This is a genomic window from Pseudooceanicola sediminis (genome assembly GCF_003575965.1).
Taxonomy (GTDB): Bacteria; Pseudomonadota; Alphaproteobacteria; order Rhodobacterales; family Rhodobacteraceae; genus Pseudooceanicola; species Pseudooceanicola sediminis.
Genome location: NZ_QWJJ01000004.1, coordinates 200,251 through 216,893, shown reverse-complemented (window position 1 = coordinate 216,893; position 16,643 = coordinate 200,251). Strand labels below are relative to the sequence as shown.

Here is a 16,643-nt window from a genome sequence, read left to right as displayed (position 1 = left end):
AACTAGATTTCAACCATTCACCCGAGGGGGCCTGTAATGGCGGAACAGAAGAATATCGAGGTGCGCGGCGCGCGCGAGCATAACCTGAAGAACATCGACGTGGACATTCCACGCGATCAGCTGGTTGTGATCACGGGTCTGTCGGGGTCGGGCAAGTCGAGCCTGGCGTTCGACACGATCTATGCCGAAGGCCAGCGCCGCTATGTCGAGAGCCTGTCGGCCTATGCGCGTCAGTTCCTGGACATGATGGAAAAGCCGGACGTGGACCATATCAGCGGTCTGTCCCCGGCGATTTCGATCGAACAGAAGACGACCAGCAAGAACCCGCGTTCGACCGTGGGCACCGTGACCGAGATCTACGACTATCTGCGGCTGCTCTATGCGCGGTCCGGCACGCCGTTCAGCCCGGCGACCGGCTTGCCCATCGAGGCGCAACAGGTGCAGGACATGGTTGATCGCGTGATGGGCATGGAGGAGGGCACGCGCGCCTTTCTGCTGGCGCCGATCGTGCGCGACCGCAAGGGCGAATACCGCAAGGAATTCATAGAGTTACGCAAGCAGGGGTTTCAGCGCGTCAAGGTGGACAACACCTTTTACGAATTGGACGAGCCGCCGAAGCTGGACAAGAAGTACCGCCACGACATCGATGTGGTCGTTGACCGGATCGTGGTGCGTGAGGGGATGGAGACGCGGCTGGCGGATTCGTTCCGTACTGCTCTGGACCTGGCAGAAGGCATCGCCGTACTGGAAACCGCGCCGCGCGAGGACGACGGCGCAGAGCCGGAGCGGGTTACCTTCAGCGAGAATTTCTCTTGCCCTGTCAGCGGGTTTTCCATTCCGTCCATCGAACCGCGGTTGTTTTCGTTCAACGCGCCGGACGGGGCCTGCCCGCATTGCGACGGGTTGGGGATGGAGCTGTTCTTCGATGAGCGGCTGATGGTGCCGGACGCGCAGCTGAAGATTGCGGATGGTGCGATTGCGCCGTGGCGCAAGGGCAAGTCGCCGTATTTCATCCAGACCATCGAAGCACTGGCCAAGCACTATGATTTCGATCCGAACACCCGGTGGAAGGATCTGCCGGCCAAGGTTCAGAAGGCGTTCCTCTATGGGTCTGGCGAAGAGGAGATTGCCTTTCGCTATGACGAAGGCGGGCGCGTCTACAACGTCACGCGGACGTTCGAGGGCGTCGTGCCGAACATGGAGCGGCGTTATCGCGAAACCGACAGCAACTGGGTGCGCGAAGAGTTCGAGCGCTATCAGAACAATCGCCCATGCGGCGTCTGTCATGGGTTCCGCCTGAAGCCGGAGGCGCTGGCGGTCAAGATTGCGGGCCTGCACGTGGGTCATGTCGTGCAGATGTCCATCCGCGAGTCCCTGGACTGGATCCAGACGGTGCCGGAGCAGCTGAGCAAGCAGAAAGGCGAGATCGCCCGACCGATCATCAAGGAGATACGGGAGCGTCTCGGTTTCCTGAATAACGTGGGATTGGAATATCTTACGCTGGCACGTTCAAGTGGTACATTAAGTGGTGGCGAGAGCCAGCGCATCCGCTTGGCCAGCCAGATCGGGTCGGGTTTGACGGGGGTTCTGTATGTGCTGGATGAACCTTCCATCGGGCTGCACCAGCGTGACAACGGCCGTCTGCTCGAGACCCTGAAGAACCTGCGCGATCAGGGCAACTCGGTCCTGGTGGTGGAACACGACGAAGAAGCGATCCGCGAAGCCGATTATGTCTTTGACATCGGCCCGGGTGCCGGGGTGCACGGCGGGCATGTCGTCGCGAAGGGGACGCCGGATGAAATCGCGGCCAACGCGGACAGCATGACCGGGCGCTATCTGTCGGGCAAACGCGCCATCGAGGTGCCGTCCGTGCGCCGCGAAGGCAACGGCAAGGCGATCGAGGTGGTCAAGGCGACCGGCAACAACCTGAAAAACGTCTCGGCCAAGTTCCCGATGGGGATGTTTGTCTGTGTCAGTGGCGTATCGGGGGGCGGCAAGTCGACGCTGACGATCGAGACGCTGTTCAAGACGGCCAGCATGAGGCTGAATGGCGCCCGCCAGACGCCGGCACCCTGCGAAACGATCAAGGGGCTGGAGCATCTGGACAAGGTGATCGACATCGATCAGCGGCCCATCGGGCGTACACCGCGCAGTAACCCGGCCACCTATACCGGCGCCTTTACCCCGATCCGCGACTGGTTCGCCGGTCTGCCTGAGGCCAAGGCGCGCGGGTACAAGCCCGGGCGGTTCAGCTTCAACATCAAGGGTGGGCGGTGCGAGGCCTGTCAGGGTGACGGCGTCATCAAGATCGAGATGCACTTTCTTGCCGATGTCTATGTCACCTGCGAAACCTGCCATGGCAAGCGGTACAACCGCGAGACCTTGGAAGTTAAGTTCAAGAACAAAAGCATAGCGGACGTTCTTGATATGACGGTCGAAGATGCGCAGGCGTTTTTCCAGGCGGTGCCCAGCATCCGCGAAAAGATGGATGCGCTGGTCCGTGTGGGTCTTGGTTACGTCAAGGTGGGTCAGCAGGCGACGACCCTGTCAGGCGGCGAGGCACAGCGCGTCAAGCTGTCCAAGGAGCTGTCGCGCAGGGCGACCGGGCGCACCCTTTATATCCTGGATGAACCGACGACCGGTCTGCATTTCGAGGATGTGCGCAAGCTGCTTGAGGTGCTTCACGAGCTGGTGGATCAGGGCAACACGGTTGTCGTGATCGAGCATAACCTGGATGTCATCAAGACGGCGGACTGGATCATCGACATCGGGCCCGAGGGTGGGGATGGCGGCGGCGAGGTGGTGGCCATCGGCACACCCGAGGACGTGGCCGCCGTCGAGGCAAGCCATACGGGGCGTTACCTGAAGGGCATGCTGAAGAATGCCAAGGTGGCGGCGGAATAGGATATTGCCGCCCGCCCGCGAAATCGGCGCGCGCGGGTGGGGCAATATTCAGTCGCAGGGGATCAAAAGAAAGGGGCGTGCTGGTGATCAGCACGCCCCTTTTTGTCGGGTTGTCATGTCGCCAAGCGGGTTTTATCAACCGCGCGCCTGGTAGAGCATGTTGGCCTCTTGCGTGACGCGATCAATCACCTGGCGCGTGCCGAGATCGGCGCGGTAGATTTGCCCGTCGACGTCGAAATACACCCAGCCGTCCTGCGCGCTCGGCAGGCCATAGCGGGCGGTGTTCAGCAGTACCATGTATTGATAGGGCAGCACGTCGCCTGACTGAAACGCCTGCGCGGTGTTTTCGGTCGCGCCATTGCGCAGGACATTGCCTTCATCACTGTTGAGCGCAGGATTGGAGCCGGGGCGCACGTCGGGCTGAAGGTCGGTGCTGATGGGTTCTGCCGAGATGCAGGCGATGCCTTCGCTCACCGCGTCGCAACTGCGTGCGTTGGCGGCTGTGGCGATCATCAGGGGGAGGGCCAGCGACATCGCGAGCAGGGTCGGCAGGCGCAAAGCAGAATGCGTCATCATCAGGGTCCGTTTCTTGTTTTGTCTGGGTAAAGGCGGTCAGGGGGCAGCCCTGACGCGGCGTAGGTCGTGATCAGTTCAGGATGTCGGAGACAGCACCGATCAGCCGCACGATTTCCATGGTCTGCGAATTCACTTCAACCACGCGATTGTCGACGCGGTAATAGGTGGCATAGGGGTCAAGGCCATACAGACCGGGTTCGCGAACGCGGATAACGTCATCATACCCGGGGTTGATACGGTCCCCAATGACATAGGGCATGACCTTCTTTGCCAGACCGGGCGGCACGCAGGCCGGGGATTTCTTGGCAAGGCCCGGAGGGCATCCACGTGTTTTGGAGTGGGAGGACGCCTTGAAAACCATGGCATCATCAGGGATGAATGCGTTCGCTGATTGCGGCATCGCGGCGAGGGTCGCGGTGCCGAGTGCGACAGTAAGGGCGAGGGGGATCATGTGCTTCATCGGTCTCTCCTTTTCAGCTTTCCCATGTACCGCGTTGCGGCAGGCCGGGATGGCGCCCCGGTGACGGGGGTTCGGCTTGTTTCCGCCGTCTGAAAAGAGAACTCTGGTGCATCCCGAAAAGTTCCGGGGTGCACGTATACTTTGTTAATATTAATGTGGTTCGCGATGTTAGCGGGTGTTTGCCAGCACCGCAAACAGGCCCAGGATCGCGAGGATCGCGCCGGTGTCGTCATTCACGCGGACGATCTTGTCGCCGTCGCGGCGATAGGATTGTCCTTTTGGCAACCTGGGCAATTCTGAGCGTTCGTGCGCAGTAAGCTGGTGGAACTTGCGACCGTCGCGGTTGTCCCTGTGAGCCGTATCGTGTGAGCCTTTGCGGGTGTCGCGCGGTTCGGACTTGACCCTTTGATCCCGACTCGATTGCGGGGCACCGGGTTTGGCCGGGGTCGAATGGCTATTGTCGCGCTGGTTGCTGTTGCTGGATGGCGCGCGCTGATCGGTGCAGGTCTGGCCCTTGCCGCAGTCGTCGGCGGGGCCGGGACTGCGTGCGAGGGCGGGCGCGGATGCCATGCCCAGGGCAAGGCTGCCGGCGAGCATGGTGCGGATGGCGTTACGGACGATGGGATGTGTCATGAAAGGATCCTCTTTGCCTGTCGTTTATTGTGATCGGTTCACGGTTAAACGTGCAGAGAGGATCCTTCCGTCTTGGCCAGCATCCGCTTGGGCCAATTGTTGCCGAGCCGAGGTCTAGCTGCTGCGACCTCGGGCGCGGAAGCGGGGCAACATGGCGCTGAAATCACGGCCCTTGCCGTCTTCCTCTTCGACAAAGCGGGCATAGAGGCGTTCGGCGGCCGCCCCCATGGGGGTGTCGGCATCTGCGCCCTGGGCTGCCAACTGGGACAGGCGCAGGTCCTTCAGCATCAGATCGGCGGCAAATCCCGGTTCATAGCCGTTGTCGGCGGGGGATTTCGGGCCGATGCCGGGGGCGGGACAGTAGCTGTTCATGGACCAGGAGGCGCCGGACGAGGTCGACACCACGTCGAACATGGCCTGACGGTCGAGGCCGAGCTTGTCGGCGAGCGCGAAGGCTTCGCAGGTGGCGATCATCGTCACGCCGAGGATCATGTTGTTGCAGATCTTGGCCGCCTGACCATTGCCGGAGGGGCCGCAATGCACGGCTTTCTGTCCCATTATGTCGAACAGGGGTTTCGCCATGGCAAAGGCCGCGTCCGAGGCACCGACCATGAAGGTCAGCGTGCCCGCGTCCGCGCCACCGGTGCCACCGGAGACAGGCGCGTCGGCGGCCAGCAGACCGTGACTTTCTGCAAGGTCGGCCACGGCGCGGGCGCTTTCGACATCGACGGTCGAGCAATCGAGGTGGCAGGCACCGGGCGTCATCGCGGGCAGAATTTCCGCCGCGACGCGGCGCAGGATGTCACCATTCGGCAGCATGGTGATCACCACGTCACGCCCGGCTGCGGCCTGTGCCGCGCTTCTGGCGGTGGCAAGACCCTCGATATGTACGTCGGCTGTGTCGTAGCCGGTGACGGTATGCCCTGCCGCAGCCAGGTTGCGCGCCATGGGTCCCCCCATGTTGCCGAGGCCGATAAATCCGATGTTCATGTCTGCTCCTCCTCCCAAAGGGCGCACCGACGCGGTGATGTCAGGGTGCGCTGTCGAATGTCAGTTCCTGCGCACCCAGAGGGGCGAGCATGTCGTTCACGCTCTGCTCGGGCACCTGCGTCAGCGCGTGACGCCATTTCGGTTTGCGGTCGCGGTCGATGATCTGGGCACGGATCCCTTCCAGAAAGTCGCCGTGCTGCATCGCGCGGTAGGTAAAGCGGTACTCCAGCGACAGTGCATCGCGGATATTGTCGCTGCCGTGCAGGCGCGTCAGCATTTCCAGCGCGCAGGCCATCGACAGGGGGGCGTTGCGCTGGATCGCCTTGAGGGCGGCAGCGGCGAATTCGTCATATATCTCCTCCTCAAGCGCGGCGATGATCGCGGGCAAATCGCGGCTGCCGAACAAGGCGTCGATCAGGGCGGCCTCGGCGCTGATGCGGCCCGGTTCGGGTTTGCGCGACGCCGCGCGGATGGCATCGGTGCGGCCAGTTGAAATCAAGGTGGATTTCAGCGCATCCCATGCGTCAGCGGGCACGAAGTGATCGGCAAAACCGGCGTGGATCGCGTCGGCTGGCCCCATCCTGGCGGCAGTCAGCGCCAGGTAATCGCCCAGCCGCCCCGGTGCATTGGCCAGCAGCAAAGACCCGCCGACATCGGGAACCAGGCCGATACCGACCTCGGGCATGGCGATCTGGGTGCTTTCACAGGTGATACGATGACTGGCGTGGCAGCCCACCCCGACACCGCCGCCCATGACAAAACCGTGCAGGAAGGTCACGACGGGTTTGGGGTATTCGGCGAGGCGCGCGTTCATGCGGTATTCGTCGCGCCAGAAGGTGCGGCCATAGCTGAAATCGCCTGCGATTCCGGTATCGTACATCTGTCGGATGTCACCCCCGGCGCAAAATGCCTTGTCGCCCGCCGCGTCGATGATCACCAGCGCAACCTCGTCGTCGTGCGCCCAGTCTAGCAGCGCCGCCTCGATCGCCAGGCCCATGTCGTAGGTCAGGGCGTTCAGCGCACCCTCTCGCGTCAGGGTGATATGGCCTGCGCGTCCCGTCTTGCAAATATTGATATCACTCATGCCTTGAGCATCGTCCTTGCTGTGATCAGCCGCATGATTTCGTTCGTGCCCTCAAGGATTTCGTGGACACGCAGATCCCGCACCAGCTTCTCGATTCCATAGTCGGCAAGATAGCCGTAGCCACCGTGGAGTTGCAGACATTGATTGACGATATGCGAGCCTGCCTCGGTGACGAATTTCTTGGCCATGGCGCAGTATTTCGAGGCGTCAGGGGCGTTCGTGTCCAGCTTCCACGCAGCCTGACGCAGAAAAACGCGCGCGGCCTGAAGCTCGATCTCGATATCGGCCAGCCGGAATTGCAGTGCCTGGAACTGGTCGAGGCTGGAGCCGAAGGCGCGGCGTTCGGACATGTAGGTCAGGGTCGCGTGCAGCGCGGCCTGCGCGGCCCCGAGCGAACAGGCCGAGATGTTCAGGCGCCCACCGTCCAGCCCGGCCATGGCATAGGTAAATCCCTTGCCCTCTTCGCCGAGCAGGTTTTCGGTCGGAACGGGACAGGCATCCATCTGAACGGCGCGTGTCGGCTGGCTGCGCCACCCCATCTTCTGTTCCAGGCCGCCAAAGGACAGGCCCGCAGTATCAGCGGGCAGATAGAGGCAGGAAATGCCACGAGGGCCAGCGTCGCCCGTCCGCGCCATCACCAGATAGCCATCGGAATAGCCCCCGCCTGAGATGAAGGCCTTGGTGCCCGACAGGGTATAGCCGTCGTCGGTGCGAACGGCGCGGGATTTCAGCGCCGCCGCGTCCGATCCGGAGCCGGGCTCCGTCAGGCAGTAGGAAAGGACCGTTTCCATGGTCAGGGCCTTGGGCAGGACGGAGTCGCGCAGGGCGTCGTCGGCATAGCTGTCCAGCATCTTGGCGCACATGTTGTGGATCGACAGAAACGCCGCGACAGACGGGCAGGCCATCGACAGGGCCTCGAACACCAATGTCGCGTCCAGGCGGGTCAGGCCGGCCCCACCGTGTTCTTCGCTGACGTAGAGGCCACCAAAGCCGAAATCCGCCATGTCGGGCCACAGGCTTTTCGGGATCTCTCCGGCTTCCTCCCATGTGCGGGCATTCGGCGCGATCCTGTCCTGGCCAAAGGCATAGGCCATGTCGAAAATGGCCTGCTGTTCTTCGCTCAATGCGAAATCCATCGGTCTCCTCCCTGCCGTCGGATGCGACCGATGCCTCCTCAAACGCCGGTCTGTTGCCAGCCGATACCGAGTGGCGGAAAAGGTCAAGGTGATGTTGAAGACCCTTTGCGTTTCCCGCGGGCCGCTGTAATGAGAATCCTGCGCATCGCCGTCGGACCTGTAGCCGCCGGCCGGCGCCTGGGTTCCTGAAATTGTCAAAAGAATCATATGATTGTGTCGCGTGCGGCGCCTGTTGCTTTGGCGGCCACGATAAATACATCCAACTGTTTGCCGAAGATCTTGACCGTGGATTGCCTGATCGGGCCGTGGTCACGCTTGAGGGCAAGACATACATGAAGATGGAGGGGGGCCACTGTGCGCAGCTGATCCCGCTGCCGGGTGGTGGCCTTGCCTGCGCGGTCTATTCGATGCGACCAACCGCCTGCCGGGCCTTTCGGGCGGGCAGCTTTGAATGCGGGCGCAGCCGGCATCACCGCATGGCACAAGCGGATGCGGTGCGGCTGCCCCTCGCGGACATTGTCGCCGTACCACCGCAGTTTACGCCCGCCGATATTCCAGACGCTGCCAATATGCCCGACAGGCCACAGGACAGGCCGCAGGAGGGTGCGGTAAATTCCGTGCCGCCCAGCGAGGGGCCGTTTGCCGCCTGAGGTAGGGGGAAATCTGAGCGAGGCGAAAAGCCTGCGCAGAACCGGCCGCCCTGTTGGATGCCGGTTCTAGTCGCGTTCCCAGCTGTCTGTCGGTTGAATGTGCCAAAGTTGACCAGTGTAGCCGCCGCATTTCAGCAGGATCGGCTGGTTGTCATCGGGTCCGCCGTTGAACACGTCCAGGCACATGCTGGGACCATGCAGGCGCGTGCTGAGCCGCAGATAGCCCATTTCGCCCTGGGTGATCCGCCAGAGCTGCCCGTTGAAATCACTGCACGGGGCCAATTGCGCCTCGCCCCGGTCGGGGCCGCTTGTCACGACGTCGAGGCACATCGAAGCCCCGCGAAACATGGTGCTGAGGCGCCAGAACCCGTGGCCCGCAGGTTGAATGCGCCAGTATTGGCCTGAAACGCCGGAAACCGAGGCGAGTCGCGGCTGGTCGGTCTTCGGGCCACCGTTGACGATGTCGAGGCTCATCGCTGGGCCGCGAAACATGGTACTGAGGCGATAGTATCGCTGACCTTCGAAGTCGGGCGCAGTCGCGGCGCGGGAGTCCTGCGCGAACATGCCCGCCACGGCGATAGTCATCCCCATCAAGGCCTTAGTCCAGACAGGACGCATCTTCAGTCTCCTTGCTCGCGCTGATGTCGGTCTGACAAGTTAGCCTGTTAAGGGCAAAGGAAGGGTTTCACGATTCCCATGTCTGAACAAATAAGGAGGGGGCGGCCAAAGGCCACCCCCGACACGTCACTGTAGCGTGAAATTTCTATTCCATCGCCTTAAAATTGAACTCACCACCATCTTTGATGCCGGAAAACCACCGCGCGGTCACCGTTTTCGTCTTGGTGTAGAAGCGGAACGCGTCCGGTCCGTACTGATTGAGGTCACCGAAAGCCGACTTTTTCCAGCCGCCGAAACTGAAGTAGGACAGCGGCACGGGGATCGGAAAGTTGATGCCGACCATCCCGACATTGACGCGGCTGGCAAAGTCGCGCGCGGTATCGCCATCGGCGGTGAAGATCGAGGTGCCGTTACCGTATTCGTTGTCCATCGTCAGCTTGAGCGCTTCTTCGTAGCTGTCAGTGCGGACCTGGCTGAGGACGGGGCCAAAGATCTCCTGCTTGTAGATCTCCATGTCGGGGGTGACATTGTCGAACAACGTCGGGCCTACGAAATAGCCGTCCTCGTACCCCTGAAGGGAGAAGCCGCGCCCGTCGGTCACCAGCGTCGCGCCCTGGTCGACACCCGACGTGATCAGCCCGTCGATCTTTTGTTTCGACGCGGCGGTGATCACCGGGCCATAGTCGACATCGTCACCCGCCGTATAGGGCCCGACCTTGAGGTTTTCGATACGGGGTACCAGTTTCTCGATCAGCTTGTCAGCCGTTGCCTTGCCGACGGGCACAGCCACCGAGATCGCCATGCAGCGTTCGCCGGCCGCGCCGAAACCGGAGCCGACCAGCGCATCCGCGGCCTTGTCCATGTCTGCGTCGGGCATGATGATCATGTGGTTCTTTGCACCGCCAAAGCATTGGGCGCGTTTGCCATTTGTTGCGGCGCGGCCGTAGATGTATTGGGCAATCGGGGTCGACCCGACAAAGCCGACAGCCTGAATGGTGTCATTGTCGAGCAGGGCATCGACCGCTTCCTTGTCACCATGCACGACTTGCAAGACGCCTTCGGGCAGACCCGCTTCGACGAACAGCTCCGCCAGGCGGATGGCGCAGGACGGCGTGCGTTCGGAGGGCTTGAGCACCATGGCGTTGCCGCAGGCGATGGCCGGCGCCATCTTCCACAAGGGGATCATGGCGGGGAAGTTGAAGGGGGTGATGCCGGCGACGACACCGAGGGGCTGGCGCATCGAATAGAGATCGATGCCGGGGCCACCGGAATCCATGAACTCGCCCTTGAGCATGCTGGGGGCGCCCATGCAGACCTCGACCACCTCAAGACCACGTTGTACGTCGCCCCGGGCGTCGGGAAGAGTCTTGCCATGTTCGCGGCTGATCAACTCTGCCAATTCGTCCATGTGTTCGTTGATCAGCTGGCCGAACTTCATCATCACGCGGGCGCGGCGCTGCGGGTTCGTCGCGGCCCAGCCCTTTTGCGCCTCTGCCGCCTTGGCGACGACGGCGTCGACCTCGGCCGGGGTGGCCAGCGGCACGCGCGCCTGCACTTCGCCGGTGGCGGGGTTGTAGACATCGCTGAAGCGGCCCGAGGTGCCGGCGACTGCGGCGCCGTTGATGTAGTGACTAAGCTCTTGCATGGGATCCTCCAAGATCAGTTGGGCGCAACGTAGTCTTGCATTTCTGCGTGTTAAAGAGGAATTTCTTCAAACGGGTTTTGCAAGAATACTGGTGTGGTGCGGCGATGAATTGGGACGATTTGCGGTATTTTCTGAGTGTAGCACGAATGGAGAGCCTTTCCGGCGCTGCGCGACACCTCAAGATCGACCCGGCAACGGTCGGACGTCGTATCGCGCGGCTGGAAGAGGCGGTAGGCGCCGCCCTGTTCGCCAAAAGCCCGCAGGGCTATGCGCTGACGGATGCGGGCCAGCGCCTGATGGCCCATGCGACGCGGGCCGAGGCCGCCCTGGTTGCGGGCGAGGCGGAAATTGCCGGGCAGGGCGCTGCAGGCCTGTCTGGGCAGATCCGTATCGGTGCACCGGACGGGGTCGCCAATTTCCTGTTGCCGCAGGTCTGCGCCGGTATCGTGGACGAAAACCCGGATCTGGAGGTGCAGATCGTCGCGCTGCCGAGGTTGTTCAATCTGTCCAGACGAGAGGCGGACATCGCCATTACCGTCAGCGCCCCGACCGCGGGCCGACTGACGGTTCAGAAGATCAGCGATTATCATCTGCATCTTGCTGCAACGCGTGGGTACCTGGCTGACCACCCGCCCATCACGCGCCTGGCCGATCTGGCGCGGCATCGGTTGGTGGGATACATCCCCGACATGATATTTGACAAGGAACTGGACTATCTGAGCGAGCTCGGGGCGGACCGCGTGCCTCTGGCTTCGAACTCGGTTTCGGTTCAGTTTCACTGGGTGGTACAGGGATGTGGCATCGGCATAATCCATGACTTTTCGCGCCGCGGTTACCCGGGGCTGGTCAAGGTCCTGCCAGATGTGGTCAGCCTGAAGCGCAGTTTCTACCTGGTGCGTCACGCCGATGACGGTCGGCTTGAACGGATGAACCGATTTGCGGCGCTGCTTGCTGAGCGATTGAAAGCGGAAATCGCTCATTGTGAAGCGCTTGCTTGACTTGGCCTGCACACTACCGGAGGCTTGTTGTCGAGGAGTGAGGTTCAACCAAGGGAGGAATCGCATGCTGGTTCAGCAGATTCTAAAAGGCAAATCCACCGAGGGTGTGTTCACCGTCAGCCCGGATACACCCGTGCATGAAGTGGCCCGGCTGTTGGCGGAAAAACGCATCGGCGGCCTGGTTGTCAGCACGGATGGCAAGCACGCCGAGGGCATCCTGTCGGAACGTGATATCGTGCGGGCCCTTGCCGCACGCGGGGCAAGTTGCCTGGAGATGGCGACTTCGGCCCTGATGACCAAAGATCCGATCTGCTGCACGCTGGACATGATGTCCGACGAGGTGCTGCGCAAGATGACCGAGGGCCGGTTTCGCCACATGCCGGTGACCAAGGACGGGGAGCTGGTGGGCATCGTGACGATCGGTGATGTGGTCAAGGCGCGGCTGACGCAACTATCGGCCGAGAAGGATGCGCTGGAAGGCATGATCATGGGGCATTGAGCCGTCCCTTGACGGGGCGGTGAAACAGCCGGGCGCCACCTGACAGGTGGCGCCTTTTTCATGTCGGGCAGGGGTGTTGCGTGATGCACCCGGGTGGCGTTTGGGGTATTGAGACGTGAAAGTTTCAAGTCGCCCCTTGCAATCGGATGCGCAATATTGTTGCGTGCGGCAAAGGCAAAACCCGTGGAGAGCCCCTCATGCGTATCGGACTGTATCCCGGAACCTTTGATCCCATCACCCTTGGCCATATCGACATTATCCGCCGCGCCGCCGCCTTGGTGGACCGGCTGGTCATCGGGGTGGCGATCAACCGTGACAAGGGGCCGCTGTTTTCGCTCGAAGAGCGTGTGGGGATGATCGAAGCCGAATGCGGGGCGTTGTCGCGCCAGACCGGAACGGAAATCATCGTGCACCCATTCGAGAACCTGCTGATCCAATGCGCGCGCGACGTGGGTGCGGGCATCATCGTGCGTGGTTTGCGGGCGGTGGCGGATTTTGAATATGAATACCAGATGGTCGGGATGAACCGGTCGCTGGATTCCTCGGTCGAGACAGCGTTCCTGATGGCCGATGCCAAGCACCAGGCCATCGCGTCCAAGCTGGTCAAGGAAATCTGCCGTCTGGACGGGGATGTCTCGAAATTCGTCCCCGCCGCCGTCAATGACAAGTTGAAGGCGAAATTCGCCTGACCCTCAGTCGCGCGGCATGTCGCGTGATGCCTGGCGGATGAAATCGGCGCATGCGTCAGGCTGGGTGACGGGCAGCATGTGCCCGCCTTCGATCAGCGTCAAGGAAATCCGGGGGTGCATCGCGACCAGCTCCTTTCCCTGACGGGTATGATCCAGGGTGCGATCCTGGGCACCATAAAGGATGCGAACGGGCAGGGTGAGGCCGTCGTAATTTTCGGACATCTGCTTTAGACCGCGACCCGAGGCCATGAAATCGCGGCTGGTATTGAAAAAATGCCGTGGACGCAGGCCAAGAAGCCCGCCGCCCTGGGTGGGGGCGCTGGCAGGCATCGCCTCGGGCCCGTAGATCTGATCGAGCACCACGGCTGCGTTGCGAAAACCGCCGGGCGTCGCCAGCGTCCAGGCCACCAGCCACCGCAGCCAGTTGCTTGAGATCTTGAGATTGTTGAAAGCCGCCGCCGGAGCGTCCTTGGACGGCAGGGTCAGTGGCGCCAGCAAGGCAAGCCCACGCAACTTTTCCGGAGCATGAAGTGCCATGGCGAGCGAGATCGCACCGCCGAGTGAGTGCCCGACGACGATCGGTTTTTCGATCTTTAACGCCTCCATCACCTCGAACATCAGTGTGGCATTTTCGGCGTGTCCGGTGGGGGCATTGTCGGGGCGATCGGAATAACCCATGCCGGGGCGGTCGATGGCGATGACACGATGGTCCCGCGCCAGGTTGTCGATCAGTCCGCAGTCGAAATTGCCCAGCTGGCCGCCGAGACCATGTATCAGAAGGATCGCCGGACCGGTGCCTCGGTCGACATAATGCAGTTTACCTGTGGAAATCCGCGTGAACTGCCCACGCGGCGGCACGATTTTTTCGATGCGTATTTTCCAGCGCAGCGTATAGGACAGCAGGCCGATGCCCCACAGCAATGCCACGAACAGAAGGATCGCGAGGAGTGTCAGAAGTGTGCTCATTCAGTCCGTCCTGGATGTCTTGGGCTGGGTCCGTCCTGGGCCGAAACTGGGCTGTCTAGCGCCAGAAGGCAATCCATTCCAGAAAGACGGACATCTTGCGCAGCAGGAACAGGCTGTATGTGCCATCGGCAAGGACCGCATCGGCACCCAACCCCGCCAGGATGAGCGCGCTGAGGACGATCGCGGTCGTGTTGGTCATTGCGGCCTCTGCATCCTGAGTGTCGTGATCATTGCCCAGGGCAAAGGATTGGGCAAGACGCGTATTTCAAGGCAAAGGAAAACCCCGACCGCAGGTTTTGCGGGCGGGGCAGCGATACGAAACAGGGAACTTGCAAGTCAGGGTCTTATCTTAGCGGATCAACCCGCCAACGACGCCGGCCATGTCGGCCATGCGGTTGGAAAAGCCCCATTCGTTGTCATACCATGACAGGATGCGCACCATGGTGCCGCCGATGACCTTGGTCTGGTCCAGCGCCACGGTCGAGGATCGCGGATCATGGTTGAGGTCGACCGACACCAGTTTTTCGGTCGTCACACCCAGAATCCCTTTGAGGGGGCCGGATTCCGACGCCTTGACCAGGGCCGCGTTGATTTCTTCTGCGGTGGTTTCGCGCGAGGCGGTGAACGTCAAGTCGACGCAGGAGACGTTGGGCGTGGGGACGCGGATTGCGACGCCGTCGAGCTTGCCCTTGAGCTCGGGCAGAACCAGGCCGACCGCCTTTGCAGCACCTGTCGATGTCGGGATCATCGACATCGCCGCAGCACGGGCGCGGTAGAGGTCAGAGTGTGCCCGGTCCAGCGTCGGCTGATCGCCGGTGTAGGAGTGGATCGTCGTCATGAAGCCATGTTCGATCCCGACGGTGTCGTTCAGCACCTTGGCCACCGGGGACAGGCAGTTCGTGGTGCAGGACGCATTCGAGATCACCATGTGATCCGAGGTTACCGAGCCATGGTTGACACCGTAGACGGCAGTGACGTCGGCGTCGGTGCAGGGGGCCGAAACCAGGACGCGGGCCGACCCGTTTTCAAGGTGGCGCGCTGCCGTGTCACGCTTGGTGAAAAAGCCGGTGCATTCCAGCGCCACGTCGACGCCCTTCCAGGGCAGCTCCTCGGGGTTGCGGATGGCGGTGACCTTGATCTTGCCCTGCCCCATGTCCATCCAGTCGTCGCCGGTCTTTACTTCGCCGTTGAAACGGCCATGCACGCTGTCATAGCGAAACAGGTGGGCATTGGTTTCAACCGACGTCAGATCGTTGACGCCGACGACTTCTATATCGGTGCGGCCGCTTTCAGCGATGGCGCGCAGCACGTTGCGCCCGATGCGACCGAACCCGTTAATCGCGACAGTGGTGACCATGATCCTGTTCCTTTCTTCCGCGCAGAGGCGGGTGTTTTGCAGGTTAGCGCTAACACGTTTGGCCTGAAAATCCACCCTTTGGGGCTAAAGGTCAAGAGGTGCGTGCCCAAACGACAAAGGGCCCGCCAGAATACCTCTGGCAGGCCCTTCATGGACGCATGGACAGCTTAGTGTTGCAGGTGACCAAGGGCCGCGGCGACATCGGCCATGCGGCAGGAAAAGCCCCATTCGTTGTCATACCACGACAGCACGCGCACAAGACGGCCGCCAGAGACCTTGGTCTGGTCGGGCGCAAAGATCGAACTTTGTTCGGTATGGCAGAAATCGATGGAAACCTTGGGTTCGGGGTCATAACCCAGAACATGGCCCATGTGGCCGGCGGCAGCTTCGCGCACCACTTCGTTGACGTCGTTCACGGTGACGTCTTTTTTCGCAATGAACGTCAGGTCGACGCAGGACACATTCGGCGTCGGGACGCGGATCGAGGACCCATCCAGTTTGCCGGCCAGTTCCGGCAAGACCAGGCCGATGGCCTTGGCGGCGCCGGTCGAGGTGGGAATCTGGCTCATCGCGGCGGCGCGGGCGCGGTAGAGATCCTTGTGGCGGCGGTCCATCGTTGGCTGATCGCCGGTGTAGGAGTGGATGGTGGTCATGATGCCGCTCTCGATGCCGATGGCGTCGTTCAGCACCTTTGCCAGAGGCGCCAGGCAGTTGGTGGTGCAGGATCCGTTGGAGATGACCGTATCGCTCTCGACCAGGCTGCGGTGGTTGACGCCATAGACGATCGTTTTCGAGACGTTGGTCGCAGGGGCCGAAATCAGTACGGCCTTGGCCCCGCGTTCACGGTGGATATTGGCCTTGATGCCGTCGTTGAACTGGCCGGTGCATTCCAGCACGACGTCGACGCCTTCCCAATCCAGTTCGGACGGATCGTAGGTGGAAAAGACTTCCATCGGGCCGCGTCCGATGTCCATCGTATTGCCGGCGACCTTGACCTCGTTCCCGAAGCGGCCGTGCACGGAGTCGTATTTCAGCAGATGCGCGTTGGTTTCGATCGGGCCGGTGGCATTGATCTTGACGACATGGACATCGTTGCGGGCGGCTTCGGCGATATGCGCAAGGGTGCAACGCCCGATACGGCCAAAGCCATTGATCCCCAGTGTGATGGTCATCCCGATGTCTCCTGCATGTCAGCTTGGCCCTGTCTATAGACGCGGGTTGTCGCAAGAGTAAGACAAAATTCTATTTAAGGACAAAGTGTTAGCGGAAACATCATCGGTTTTTCAATGGTTGCGCTAACCCTTGGGCAGGGTTCGCGCTAACAGTTTGCGCCAACGGTCGAGAGGTGTTGGGGGCACCGCCCGGGAAGAGAATCTCCGGGATTGAGGCGCGGCAGTGGCACGTCGGTATTTGGGCGGTATCTGAGCGGTAACCGGAC

Annotated in this window: 17 protein-coding genes; 5 read left to right on the top strand and 12 right to left on the bottom strand. The window is 61.7% G+C overall.

From position 1 onward, the window contains the following. The first annotated feature begins 36 nt into the window (after nt 1-36). The gene (gene uvrA, locus DL237_RS06155; protein ID WP_119398159.1) at nt 37-2,904 is read left to right on the top strand and encodes an excinuclease ABC subunit UvrA; all 2,868 of its coding nucleotides are present in this window, start codon (nt 37-39) and stop codon (nt 2,902-2,904) included. A 135-nt stretch (nt 2,905-3,039) separates the two neighbouring features. On the opposite strand, the gene DL237_RS06150 is transcribed toward uvrA, so the two are convergent. The 6 genes from DL237_RS06150 to DL237_RS06125 all read right to left on the bottom strand — a co-directional run bounded on the left by DL237_RS06150 (nt 3,040) and on the right by DL237_RS06125 (nt 7,783). Then, nucleotides 3,040-3,480: a hypothetical protein gene (locus tag DL237_RS06150; protein WP_119398158.1), complete on the bottom strand. Its 441-nt coding sequence runs from the start codon at nt 3,478-3,480 to the stop codon at nt 3,040-3,042. A gap of 70 nt (nt 3,481-3,550) precedes the next feature. Further along, nucleotides 3,551-3,940: a hypothetical protein gene (locus DL237_RS06145; RefSeq protein ID WP_119398157.1), complete on the bottom strand. Its 390-nt coding sequence runs from the start codon at nt 3,938-3,940 to the stop codon at nt 3,551-3,553. 168 nt (nt 3,941-4,108) lie between these two features. Beyond that, nucleotides 4,109-4,573, bottom strand: a complete 465-nt coding sequence (locus DL237_RS06140) for a hypothetical protein (RefSeq protein WP_119398156.1) — start codon at nt 4,571-4,573, stop codon at nt 4,109-4,111. A gap of 114 nt (nt 4,574-4,687) precedes the next feature. Then, nucleotides 4,688-5,563, bottom strand: coding sequence for a 3-hydroxyisobutyrate dehydrogenase (gene mmsB, locus DL237_RS06135; RefSeq protein ID WP_119398155.1), 876 nt, complete (start codon nt 5,561-5,563; stop codon nt 4,688-4,690). A gap of 40 nt (nt 5,564-5,603) precedes the next feature. Then, complete coding sequence (locus DL237_RS06130) at nt 5,604-6,647, bottom strand: enoyl-CoA hydratase/isomerase family protein (protein WP_119398154.1); 1,044 nt, start codon at nt 6,645-6,647, stop codon at nt 5,604-5,606. Further along, nucleotides 6,644-7,783 carry an acyl-CoA dehydrogenase family protein gene (locus DL237_RS06125; protein ID WP_119398153.1) on the bottom strand — a complete coding sequence of 380 codons (1,140 nt, stop codon included), beginning with the start codon at nt 7,781-7,783 and terminating at the stop codon, nt 6,644-6,646. The genes DL237_RS06130 and DL237_RS06125 overlap by 4 nt, the downstream gene beginning before the upstream one ends. A gap of 191 nt (nt 7,784-7,974) precedes the next feature. On the opposite strand from DL237_RS06125, the gene DL237_RS06120 reads away from it, so the two are divergent. Next, nucleotides 7,975-8,433 carry a YkgJ family cysteine cluster protein gene (locus DL237_RS06120; protein ID WP_158585593.1) on the top strand — a complete coding sequence of 153 codons (459 nt, stop codon included), beginning with the start codon at nt 7,975-7,977 and terminating at the stop codon, nt 8,431-8,433. Between the two features lie 66 nt (nt 8,434-8,499). Here the strand turns inward: DL237_RS06120 and DL237_RS06115 are convergent, their stop codons facing one another. Next, on the bottom strand, nt 8,500-9,051 hold the full coding sequence (locus DL237_RS06115) for an RICIN domain-containing protein (RefSeq protein WP_119398151.1): 552 nt from the start codon (nt 9,049-9,051) through the stop codon (nt 8,500-8,502). 145 nt (nt 9,052-9,196) lie between these two features. Beyond that, the gene (locus DL237_RS06110) at nt 9,197-10,696 is read right to left on the bottom strand and encodes a CoA-acylating methylmalonate-semialdehyde dehydrogenase (protein WP_119398150.1); all 1,500 of its coding nucleotides are present in this window, start codon (nt 10,694-10,696) and stop codon (nt 9,197-9,199) included. A gap of 104 nt (nt 10,697-10,800) precedes the next feature. Here DL237_RS06110 and DL237_RS06105 point away from each other — a divergent pair, with 104 nt between their 5' ends. From DL237_RS06105 to coaD, 3 genes are all read left to right on the top strand, one after another. Then, entirely contained in the window at nt 10,801-11,694 is an 894-nt protein-coding gene (locus DL237_RS06105) for a LysR family transcriptional regulator (protein ID WP_119398149.1), read from the top strand. Nucleotides 11,695-11,758: 64 nt separating this feature from the next. Next, nucleotides 11,759-12,193, top strand: coding sequence for a CBS domain-containing protein (locus DL237_RS06100; protein ID WP_119398148.1), 435 nt, complete (start codon nt 11,759-11,761; stop codon nt 12,191-12,193). A 197-nt stretch (nt 12,194-12,390) separates the two neighbouring features. Next, entirely contained in the window at nt 12,391-12,882 is a 492-nt protein-coding gene (gene coaD, locus DL237_RS06095; RefSeq protein ID WP_119398147.1) for a pantetheine-phosphate adenylyltransferase, read from the top strand. 3 nt (nt 12,883-12,885) lie between these two features. Here the strand turns inward: coaD and DL237_RS06090 are convergent, their stop codons facing one another. The 4 genes from DL237_RS06090 to gap (DL237_RS06080) all read right to left on the bottom strand — a co-directional run bounded on the left by DL237_RS06090 (nt 12,886) and on the right by gap (DL237_RS06080) (nt 16,377). Then, on the bottom strand, nt 12,886-13,848 hold the full coding sequence (locus DL237_RS06090) for an alpha/beta fold hydrolase (protein WP_119398146.1): 963 nt from the start codon (nt 13,846-13,848) through the stop codon (nt 12,886-12,888). 55 nt (nt 13,849-13,903) lie between these two features. Further along, the gene (locus DL237_RS20705; RefSeq protein WP_199671990.1) at nt 13,904-14,047 is read right to left on the bottom strand and encodes a hypothetical protein; all 144 of its coding nucleotides are present in this window, start codon (nt 14,045-14,047) and stop codon (nt 13,904-13,906) included. 150 nt (nt 14,048-14,197) lie between these two features. Next, complete coding sequence (gap, locus tag DL237_RS06085) at nt 14,198-15,205, bottom strand: type I glyceraldehyde-3-phosphate dehydrogenase (RefSeq protein ID WP_119398145.1); 1,008 nt, start codon at nt 15,203-15,205, stop codon at nt 14,198-14,200. Nucleotides 15,206-15,372: 167 nt separating this feature from the next. Next, complete coding sequence (gap, locus tag DL237_RS06080; RefSeq protein ID WP_119398144.1) at nt 15,373-16,377, bottom strand: type I glyceraldehyde-3-phosphate dehydrogenase; 1,005 nt, start codon at nt 16,375-16,377, stop codon at nt 15,373-15,375. Nucleotides 16,378-16,643 lie beyond the last annotated feature (266 nt).